Here is a 9319-nt window from a genome sequence, read left to right as displayed (position 1 = left end):
TCGGGGGGGGGTTTTGGGTGGCGGTGCGGGTGGTGTGGGGGGGGGTGCGGGCGTCGGGTTGGTGGCACTTCGGGGCGGGGGGGGCGCGGGGGGGGGCGGGGGGGGTGGGGCGCTGGGGGGTGCGGCGCGGCGCCGGTAATTTGTGAGCGGGGCGGGGCGGGGGGGGGGGTCCGCCCGCGGCCCGGCCGTCGTCGCGGTCCCGCCGCTCAGCCCAGCCAGCGGCCCAGCCGCAGCCGTGTCCACAGCAGGGCGGCGGCGAAGGACAGCGCGACCGTCGCGACCGTCAGCCCGGCGAGAGTGCCCACGGCGGCCGCCCAGCCCGCGTCCGCCGAGACCACGCGCGGGGCGAGTGCCTCCAGGAACAGCAGGTGGACCAGGTAGGCCCCGAAGGAGGCACCGGCGAGCCGGGCGAGGAGCGGGCGGAAGCGCTCCGGCACCCTGATCCGGTCGAGGGCCATCAGCAGGGTCCCCGCCAGCAGCGCCACCACGAGCGAGCCGTACGGGCCGGGGAAGTGCACCCGGTGCTCGTAGACGGCCACCGCGGCCCACGCGCACAGCCCGCCGGCCAGCCACAGCAGCCGTCGTCCCCGGCCGCCGACGGCGGAACCCGGCAACGAGAGCAGGACGGCCCCGGCGACGGCGTACACGATCTGGTAGACGCCGAACTGCCAGGCGAAGGGCGGGACCCGGACGTCGAGGAGGCGCCCGAGGTCGCCGAGCACGGTCGGCGCGAGGGCGATGCCGAGCAGCGCGGCACCCGCGCCCCAGGGCCGTCTGCCGCCCCGGACCAGGACGGCCACCGAGAGCAGCAGGATCACGGGGACGTAGGCGTACAGGTACCAGAGGTGGAAGGCGGGCCGGACGGAGCCGAACACCGCGTCCAGGGCGAGGTCGCGCACGGGGTCGGTGTGGGCGTCCCGCGCCCAGTCCCAGAGGAGGTAGGCGACGGTCCACACGGCCATCGGGACGACGATGCGGGTCAGCCGCTTGCGGACCTGGCCGTCGTCACGGGGCGGTGCGCCGCTGAGCACGACCCACCCGGCGATGGCGAAGAAGAGCGGGACGGCGCAGCGGCTCAGCGCGTCCCCGGTGAGGGCGGTCCAGTAGACGGGCCCGCCGCCCGCGGGGGTGCGGTCCACGGCCTTCATGAGTTCGCCCGCGGCGTGGCAGACGATGACCCCCACCGAGGCCAGGACGCGGACGAGGTCGATGTCGTACCGGTGCTCCCCCCGGACGTGCGGGGGCGAGGGCGCCGCGGCGGGGGCGGCGGGCCGCACGGAGTCGGCGGCGGTCAGGGGCTCGGCGGCGATGGGTGGTCACTCCCGGGTAGGACGCGCGGGGACATCGGTGCAGGCTATGAGGGCGCCGTGAGCGGCGGGAAGCCGTGCCGGATGAACATCGGCCACCTGTGCGTGACCTTCGGGTGAACGGCGGGAGACGTCATCCGGCGGCCGCCCGGAGTTCCGCAGAAGTTCTCCCGGCGGCCCGTCCGGAGGGAGCGCGTCCGGCCGGGGATCTCCCTAGTCTGGCCGCACCCACCCCACTGGCGTTCCACGTACCCACCTGCACCTGAGTGACGGATTGAGGTCGTTCGCCCATGAACAGCCGTTCCCTGCTCCGCAGTCCGGTCTCCCGGCGTCTGCTGCGTCCCGTGGCGGATCTGATCGACCAGCGCATCGACCGCCGGGTGCGCTCGGCGGTCCGGGAGGCCACTCCCCACCGGCTGACCTGCGACGTGCTGCTCGGCGCGGACGGCCGGGGCCTGTCCCGGGTGCTGGCCGAGGGTCCGCTGGAGCGGCTGCGCGCCGAGGTCGCGGCGCTGTCCGGCGACCGTGCCGCGGCCACCCGCAACGTCACGACGGCCTACCGTCTCCTGATCGCGCTGGAGTCACTGGGCGTGGGCCGGATCGCGGGCGGCACCATGAACATCTGCGGCAAGCTCGCCACCGTCCCGCTGCTCGACCCGCCGAACGACGAGATCCTGGAGATAGGGACGCTGTACGGCATGTTCTCCACCGGGCTGGTCCGGATGCTGGAGCGCGACGGCCGCGGCCCGAGTCTGACCATCGTGGACCCCTTCGCCGGTGTGCAGCTCCAGCCCGGCACCACCGTGCGGCCCGACCCGACGGGCACCCCGGTCGACGAGCACGCCGTGCGCACCAACCTGGCCCTCGCCGGACGGGCGGGCGCGGAGGCCCGGATCCGGCGCGGCTACTCCGAGGACCCCGAGACCCGGGCGGCCGTCTCGGACCGCGCCTACGGCGTGATCGTCGTCGACGGCGACCACTCGGCGAAGGGGGTCCGCCAGGACCTCCAGTGGGCCGAGGAGATCGCCGCGCCCGGTGGGATCGTCGTCCTGGACGACTACGGCGACCCGAGCTGGCCGGGCATCAAGGAGGCCCTGGACGACCACCTGCGGGACGGCACACGCTTCACCTACCTGGGCAAGGCGGCCCACTCCGCCTTCCTGCGGGCGTCCTGAGCGGCCACCGACGCCTGGGTCGCGGACGGTGCCTGCCCGGACGCGTTGCGCAATTCGTGCGATTTTCCTTCCATCGGATCGCGCGCGCCGACCCCATTTCCGGCCCGGAGGAGGCATCCTCCCCTCATGGCCACTGCGCAAGAGACGCACAAGTACCCCGGTGAGCTGAACGACGTCCCCGGCTGGTTCTGGCCGCTCGACCAGGTGCTGTTCTCCTGGTTCCTGGAGCGCCAGGAGACCATGGGCACCCGCGGCGACCTGCTGGAACTCGGTGCCTACCTGGGCAAGAGCGCGATCCTCCTCGGGCACCGGCTGCGGGACGGCGAGACGCTCACCGTCTGCGACCTGTTCGGGGCCGAGCCGCCGGACGCGGCCAACCGGGCGGAGGCGGCGAAGTCGTACTCCTCCCTGACCCGGCAAGCCTTCGAACGGAACTACCTCTCGTTCCACACGACCCTGCCCACCATCGTCCAGGCGCCCAGCTCCGCGATCGTCGACGAGGTCGCGCCGGGCAGCTGCCGCTTCGTCCACATCGACGCCTCGCACCTGTACGAACACGTCGAGGGCGACATCGGCGCGGCCCGCGATCTGCTGGGGCCCGACGGGATCGTCGTCCTCGACGACTTCCGCAGCGAGCACACCCCGGGCGTCGCCGTCGCCGCCTGGGAGGCGGTGCTCAACCGCGGGCTGCGCCCGGTCTGCCTGAGCAGCCAGAAGCTGTACGGCACCTGGGGCGACCCGGAGCCGGTGCAGGAGGCCCTGCTGGCCGCGCTGCGCGGGCGCGACGACATCGCCGTGACGGTGGAGCGGGCCGCGGGACAGCGGCTGGTGCGGACCCGCGCCAAGAGCAAGCGGCTGAGCCCGCCCCCGCTGCCGGTCTCCCGGTACCCGGCGCCGGCCGAGCCGGAGGCAGCGCCGCCGGCGGACACCGCGCCCGTGCCGGGCCAGACCACCCAGCCGCGCCCGGCGGACCGCACGGCCCGGACCACCCGGCCGCCGAGCCCGCGCGCCCGGGCCCGCCGACTGGCCCTGGACCTGCTCCCGCCGATCGTCACCCGCGCCGTGCGCAGGTACCTGGCCGCACAGCGGGCGAAGGCGGGCGGGAGGGGTCAGTCCAGGCCGTAGGCCGTGCCGATGCCCGTGATCACCAGGGCGAGCGCTTCCTCGAAGTGCCGCTCGTAGTCCGTGAAGATCTCCGCGCCCGCCGCGGCCGTCAGGGGGTAGGCGGCCAGCAGGCGGGCGCGTTCGTCCACGTCGAAGCCCTCCCGGCGCTCGTCGGGCAGCGGCTGGACGCCCTGTTCCTCGGTGACGAAACCGAGCGTGAACAGGTACGCCGTCGTACTGGCCCGCACCGCCTGGGCGAGGGTGAGCCCGGCGGCCGTGAACAGGCGCAGGCTGTCCTCCATCTGCTCGGCGTGCTCCGCACCGGTGAAGCGTGAGCCGCTGAACACCCTGGCGCCGTCCCGGTAGCCGAGCAGGCTCGCGCGCAGGCCGCGGTTGGTCTTGAGCAGTCGCTCCCGCCAGGTGTCGCCCGGGTCGAGCGGGGTCCCCGCCACCATCCGCCGGTACATCTCGGTGGCCATCTCGTCGAGCAGGGCCTGCTTGTCCTTGAAGTGCCAGTACAGGGCGGGCGCCTTGACGTCCAGCTCCCTGGCGATGGCGCGCAGGGTCAGGCCCTCCAGACCCACCTCGTTCAGCAGTCTCAGCGCCGTGTCCGCGACCCGTCGGCGGTCCAGGGGGGTGCGTCGTTCGGTACTCACGCTTGACAGCTTAACGGCGTTAAGTCCATTCTCGGAACCACAGAGCACTTAACAACGTTAAGGAGAGTGGCCGTGGACACGGACGTTCTGGTCGTCGGCGCGGGTCCCACCGGTCTCGCCCTCGGCATCGACCTGGCCAGGCGCGGGGTGGACGCGCTGGTCGTGGAGCGCGCCGGGGCGCTGTTCCCCGGCTCGCGGGGCAAGGGAATCCAGCCGCGCACGATGGAGGTCTTCGACGACCTCGGAGTCCTCGACGCCATCCACGCGGCGGGCGGCACCTATCCGGTCGGCATGATCTGGCGGGACGGCGAGCGGGTCGGCGAGCACCGGATGTTCGACCCGGCCGAGGCGAGCGAGGACGCGCCGTACGACGCGCCGTGGATGGTCCCGCAGTGGCGCACGCAGGAGATCCTGGCCCGGCGGCTGGCGGAGCTGGGCGGCGAGGTCGCTTTCGGCCGGGAGGTCACCGGGGTCGCACAGGACGCGGACGGCGTCACCGCGCGCCTCGCCTCGGGCCGCGCCGTACGGGCCCGCTACCTGGTCGCGGCGGACGGCGGCCGGTCGGCCGTGCGCCGCGCGGTGGGCATCGGCATGACCGGGGAGGCCGTCGACCCGCACCCGACGCTGGTCGCGGACGTCCGGATCACCAGCCTGGACCGCGACAACTGGCACATCTTCCCGCCCCGCGACGGCGACGAGGGCGTCGGCTTCCTCGCCGTCTGCCCGCTGGCCGGCACCGAGGACTTCCAGGTGGTCGCCCGGTTCCCGGAGGGCACGGCGGTCGACCTCACCCTGGACGGGATCCGCACGGTCGTCGCCGCCCGCTCGCACCTCGCCCCCGAGGCCGTCACCGAGGTGCGCTGGGCCTCCGACTTCCGGCCCCGCGCCGCCCTGGCCGACCGCTTCCGGGCGGGAAGGGTCTTCCTCGCCGGGGACGCGGCGCACGTGCACTCACCGGCGGGCGGCCAGGGCCTGAACACCAGCGTCCAGGACGCCTACAACCTCGGCTGGAAGCTGGGCGCCGTCCTGCGCGACGGAGCCCCGGGGGCGCTGCTGGACAGTTACGAGGCGGAACGGCGCCCGGTCGCCGACCGGATGCTCGGCCTGTCCACCGGCGTCCACCGCGGTGAGGTGCGGCGCGGGCACGCGACCCGCCAGCTGGGGCTGGGCTACCGGGACTCGGCCCTGACCGTGGAGGCGCGGGCGGCGGTCCCGGAGGACGCGCTGCGGGCGGGCGACCGCGCTCCCGACGGGAAGGTGGACGGCGTGCGGCTCTTCGACGCGTTCCGGGGACCGCACTGGACCCTGCTGGCGCTGGGCGCGGAGGCCCCCGCGGCGCCCGGCGGTGCGGACGGGGCGGTGCGGGTGGTGCGCGGGGAGCCGCACCCGGCGTACGGCACGGGCCTCTTCCTCGTACGCCCGGACGGGTACGTCGGCTGGGCGGGCGACTCCCCGGCCGGCCTCGACGCCCACCTCGCGCGCTTCGGCCGGGCCTGAGGGAGCGCGGCAGCTACGCGCTCGCGACCGAGAGCTTCACGGCGAAGCCCAGGAACAGCGCGCCCGCCGCCGAGGTCGCCCCCGCCGAGAGCCGCCTGCGGCGCCGGAAGGCGGCGGCCAGCCGGGTGCCGCTGAAGATCAGCGCGCTGAGGTACAGGAAGCTGGCCACCTGCGCGAAGACGCCCAGGACGACGAAGGACAGGGCGGGATAGGCGTAGCCCGGGTCGACGAACTGCACGAAGAAGGCGACGAAGAACAGGATCGCCTTGGGGTTGACCAGGCTGACCACCAGGGCCCGGCGGAAGGGCCGCTCGTCGCCGCCGGCGGCGGGGACACCGGTGTCCCGCGCGGCCTCTTCCCGGCGCGTGCGCCACATCCCCCACGCGGCGCGCAGCATGCCGAACGCCATCCAGGTGAGGTACCCGGCACCGGCGTACTTCACGATGCCGAACAGCACCGCGTTGGCCTGGAGCAGCGAGGCGACCCCGGCGGCCGACAGCGCCATCAGCACCGTGTCCCCGCACCAGACACCGGCGGCGGCCGTGTACCCGGCGCGCACGCCGCGACGGGCGGCGACGGAGAGGACGTAGAGCGAGTTGGGACCGGGGAGCAGGATGATCAGAGCGAGACCTGCGAGGTAGGTGGGGAGATCGATGACGCCGAACATGGGCGGAGTGTCGCACGACGTCACGAAACTCCGCCCATGTGTTCCACTGTTCGAGAACGGCCCCTACGGCGTCAGAAGACGTCCGAGGGCACGTACGTCCCCCAGACCTCCCGCAGGGCGTTGCACACCTCGCCCACGGTGGCACGGGCCCTGAGCGCGTCCTTCATCGGGTAGAGGACGTTGTCCTCGCCCTCGGCGGCCTTCTTCAGTGCCGCCAGCGCCGCGCCGACCGCCTCCCGGTCGCGTTCGGCACGCAGCCGGGCGAGGCGTTCGGCCTGCTGGGCCTCGATGGCCGGGTCGACCCGGAGGGGCTCGTACGGCTCCTCCTCGTCGAGCTGGAAGCGGTTGACTCCGACGACCACGCGCTCGCCGGAGTCGGTCTCCTGGGCGATCCGGTACGCGCTGCGCTCGATCTCGCTCTTCTGGAAGCCGTGCTCGATGGCGTTGACCGCGCCACCGAGATCCTCGACCTTCCGCATCAGCTCCCGTGCCGCGGCCTCCACGTCGTCGGTCATCTTCTCCACGGCGTAGGAACCGGCGAAGGGGTCCACGGTGGCGGTCACGTCGGTCTCGTGGGCGAGGACCTGCTGGGTGCGCAGGGCCAGGCGGGCCGACGTGTCGGTGGGCAGCGCGATGGCCTCGTCGAAGGAGTTGGTGTGCAGCGACTGGGTGCCGCCGAGGACCGCGGCGAGGCCCTGCACCGCGACGCGGACCAGGTTGACCTCGGGCTGCTGGGCGGTCAGCTGCACGCCGGCGGTCTGGGTGTGGAAGCGGAGCATCAGCGACTTGGGGTTCCGCGCGCCGAACTCCTCCCGCATCACCCGCGCCCAGATCCGGCGGGCCGCGCGGAACTTGGCGACCTCCTCCAGGATCGTCGTACGCGCCACGAAGAAGAACGACAGGCGGGGCGCGAAGTCGTCCACGTCCATCCCGGCCGCGACCGCCGTGCGCACGTACTCGATACCGTCCGCCAGCGTGAACGCGATCTCCTGCGCGGGAGAGGCACCCGCCTCGGCCATGTGGTAGCCGGAGATCGAGATCGTGTTCCACTTCGGGATCTCGGCCCGGCAGTACTTGAAGATGTCCGCGATCAGCCGCAGCGAGGGCTTGGGCGGGAAGATGTACGTGCCCCGCGCGATGTACTCCTTCAGCACGTCGTTCTGGATCGTGCCGGTCAGCTGGTCCGCGCGCACCCCCTGCTCCTCGGCGACCAGTTGGTAGAGCAGGAGCAGCAGGGCTGCCGGGGCGTTGATCGTCATCGACGTCGAGACCTTGTCCAGCGGGATGCCGCCGAACAGGACCCGCATGTCGTCGACCGAGTCGATCGCCACACCGACCTTGCCGACCTCACCGCTCGCGATCGGCGCGTCGGAGTCGTGGCCCATCTGGGTGGGCAGGTCGAAGGCGACCGACAGACCCATGGTGCCGTTGGCGATCAGCCGCTGGTAGCGGGCGTTGGACTCCATGGCCGTACCGAAGCCCGCGTACTGGCGCATCGTCCACGGCCGGCCGGTGTACATCGACGGGTACACACCCCGGGTGAAGGGGTACTTCCCCGGCTCGCCCAGCCGCTCGGCCGGGTCCCAGCCCGCAAGGGCGTCGGGCCCGTAGACCGGTTCGATGGGCAGTCCGCTCTCGGTGGACCGCGCACTGCCCGACTCACGCGCCATGGTGTGTCGCCTCCCGCTGAGCTCCTGTTCGAACCGATCGGGCCACCGACTCCCACTCCGGGCGGTCCCGGTCACCACAATGCCGCTCCGTTCAGGCGGCGTCATCCGCGGGGAACATCTCAGGGGACATCCGTGCGGAGCCGTGGGACGACGGGGGGCCGTGATGCGTGAGGCGAGCATGGGGAACGCGGGGAGGGCGGTCGCCCTCGCCCTGGGGGCCGCGCTGGTGGCGGCCGGTTGCACCGTGCAGGGCACGGGCCCGGACGGCAAGCGGCACTCACCGGTGCGCATTGACGTCACCGGCGGCCCGCCCAAGCACACGCCGGCCGAGGACCGGCCGTCGAGCGGGCCGCCGTCGGGTGAACCCCGTACGGACGAGCCTCGTTCGGACGAGCCTCGTTCGGAGCAGCCGCGTACGGACCGGCCGCGTTCCGACCCCGACCCACTCCCGGCCCGGGTGCTGTGGACGCACGGCGACTCCGGCCGGGACGTGCGCGAACTCCAGGCCCGGCTGCGTCAGGTCGAGTGGCTGGTCGACGGGCCCACCGGCACGTACGACGACCCGACCGAGCGCGCGGTGAGCGGCTTCCAGGGCAAGCGGGGGCTGCCGAGGACGGGCAGGACGGACACCGTGACCTGGCAGCGGCTGCTGGCCATGACGCGCGAGCCCGGCAAGTGGGACCTGTACCTGATGGGCGGGCAGCCGGCCGCCGCGCCGGACCCCCGCTGCACGACCGGCCGGGTGCTGTGCGTCAGCAAGTCGAGCCGGACGTTGCGCTGGATGGTCGACGGCCGGACCGTCTCGACGATGGCGGTGCGCTTCGGCTCGCAGCGCACACCGACCCGCGAGGGCGTCTTCAAGGTGTACTGGAAGTCCCGCGAGCACTGGTCGACGCTCTACGACACGGCCATGCCCTACGCGCTGTTCTTCAGCGGGGGCCAGGCCGTGCACTACTCGTACGACTTCGCGGCCCGCGGCTACGCGGGGGCCTCGCACGGCTGCGTCAACGTACGGGACGAAGCGGCGGTCAAGGATCTGTTCGCGCAGGTGAGGAACGGCGACAAGGTCGTCGTGTACCGGTGAGGCGGTGAGGCGCGGGGTGAATGGGGCGCGGGCGGGACCGGGGGAACGTGTCCCGCCCGCCCCCGGTGGGCGCGCCGGTGGGGAGGGGGGGACCCCCGCGCGGGGGGGGAACCGCTGAACCATAGGGGAACAAAATAAATCGCCCCGGGGGCCGAAAAT

General features: G+C 73.4%; 8 protein-coding genes. 4 read left to right on the top strand and 4 right to left on the bottom strand.

Annotated features, from left to right (window positions below):
- Positions 1-206: 206 nt before the first annotated feature.
- Positions 207-1277, bottom strand: a complete 1071-nt coding sequence (locus ACFW01_RS36960) for an acyltransferase (protein ID WP_384511029.1) — start codon at positions 1275-1277, stop codon at positions 207-209.
- A gap of 320 nt (positions 1278-1597) precedes the next feature.
- On the opposite strand from ACFW01_RS36960, the gene ACFW01_RS36955 reads away from it, so the two are divergent.
- Together ACFW01_RS36955 and ACFW01_RS36950 are read left to right on the top strand one after the other, a co-directional pair.
- Positions 1598-2482, top strand: a complete 885-nt coding sequence (locus tag ACFW01_RS36955; RefSeq protein WP_384511026.1) for a class I SAM-dependent methyltransferase — start codon at positions 1598-1600, stop codon at positions 2480-2482.
- A 126-nt stretch (positions 2483-2608) separates the two neighbouring features.
- Complete coding sequence (locus ACFW01_RS36950; RefSeq protein WP_384511023.1) at positions 2609-3607, top strand: class I SAM-dependent methyltransferase; 999 nt, start codon at positions 2609-2611, stop codon at positions 3605-3607.
- On the opposite strand, the gene ACFW01_RS36945 is transcribed toward ACFW01_RS36950, so the two are convergent.
- The gene (locus ACFW01_RS36945) at positions 3592-4242 is read right to left on the bottom strand and encodes a TetR/AcrR family transcriptional regulator (RefSeq protein ID WP_384511020.1); all 651 of its coding nucleotides are present in this window, start codon (positions 4240-4242) and stop codon (positions 3592-3594) included. The two genes, ACFW01_RS36950 and ACFW01_RS36945, sit on opposite strands and share 16 nt — an antisense overlap.
- A 72-nt stretch (positions 4243-4314) precedes the next feature.
- On the opposite strand from ACFW01_RS36945, the gene ACFW01_RS36940 reads away from it, so the two are divergent.
- Positions 4315-5739, top strand: coding sequence for an FAD-dependent oxidoreductase (locus tag ACFW01_RS36940; protein WP_384511017.1), 1425 nt, complete (start codon positions 4315-4317; stop codon positions 5737-5739).
- 13 nt (positions 5740-5752) lie between these two features.
- Here ACFW01_RS36940 and leuE read toward each other — a convergent pair whose 3' ends face one another.
- The gene (gene leuE, locus ACFW01_RS36935; RefSeq protein WP_234955199.1) at positions 5753-6406 is read right to left on the bottom strand and encodes a leucine efflux protein LeuE; all 654 of its coding nucleotides are present in this window, start codon (positions 6404-6406) and stop codon (positions 5753-5755) included.
- Between the two features lie 71 nt (positions 6407-6477).
- Entirely contained in the window at positions 6478-8076 is a 1599-nt protein-coding gene (locus tag ACFW01_RS36930; RefSeq protein ID WP_384511013.1) for a methylmalonyl-CoA mutase, read from the bottom strand.
- A gap of 163 nt (positions 8077-8239) precedes the next feature.
- On the opposite strand from ACFW01_RS36930, the gene ACFW01_RS36925 reads away from it, so the two are divergent.
- On the top strand, positions 8240-9160 hold the full coding sequence (locus ACFW01_RS36925; RefSeq protein ID WP_234955203.1) for a L,D-transpeptidase family protein: 921 nt from the start codon (positions 8240-8242) through the stop codon (positions 9158-9160).
- Positions 9161-9319: the final 159 nt, after the last annotated feature.

It is taken from the genome of Streptomyces sp. NPDC058985 (assembly GCF_042740985.1).
In the GTDB taxonomy this organism is placed as follows: domain Bacteria; phylum Actinomycetota; class Actinomycetes; order Streptomycetales; family Streptomycetaceae; genus Streptomyces.
The sequence above is the reverse complement of the archived record's forward strand: the minus strand, read 5'-3'. Positions and strand labels throughout refer to the sequence as shown.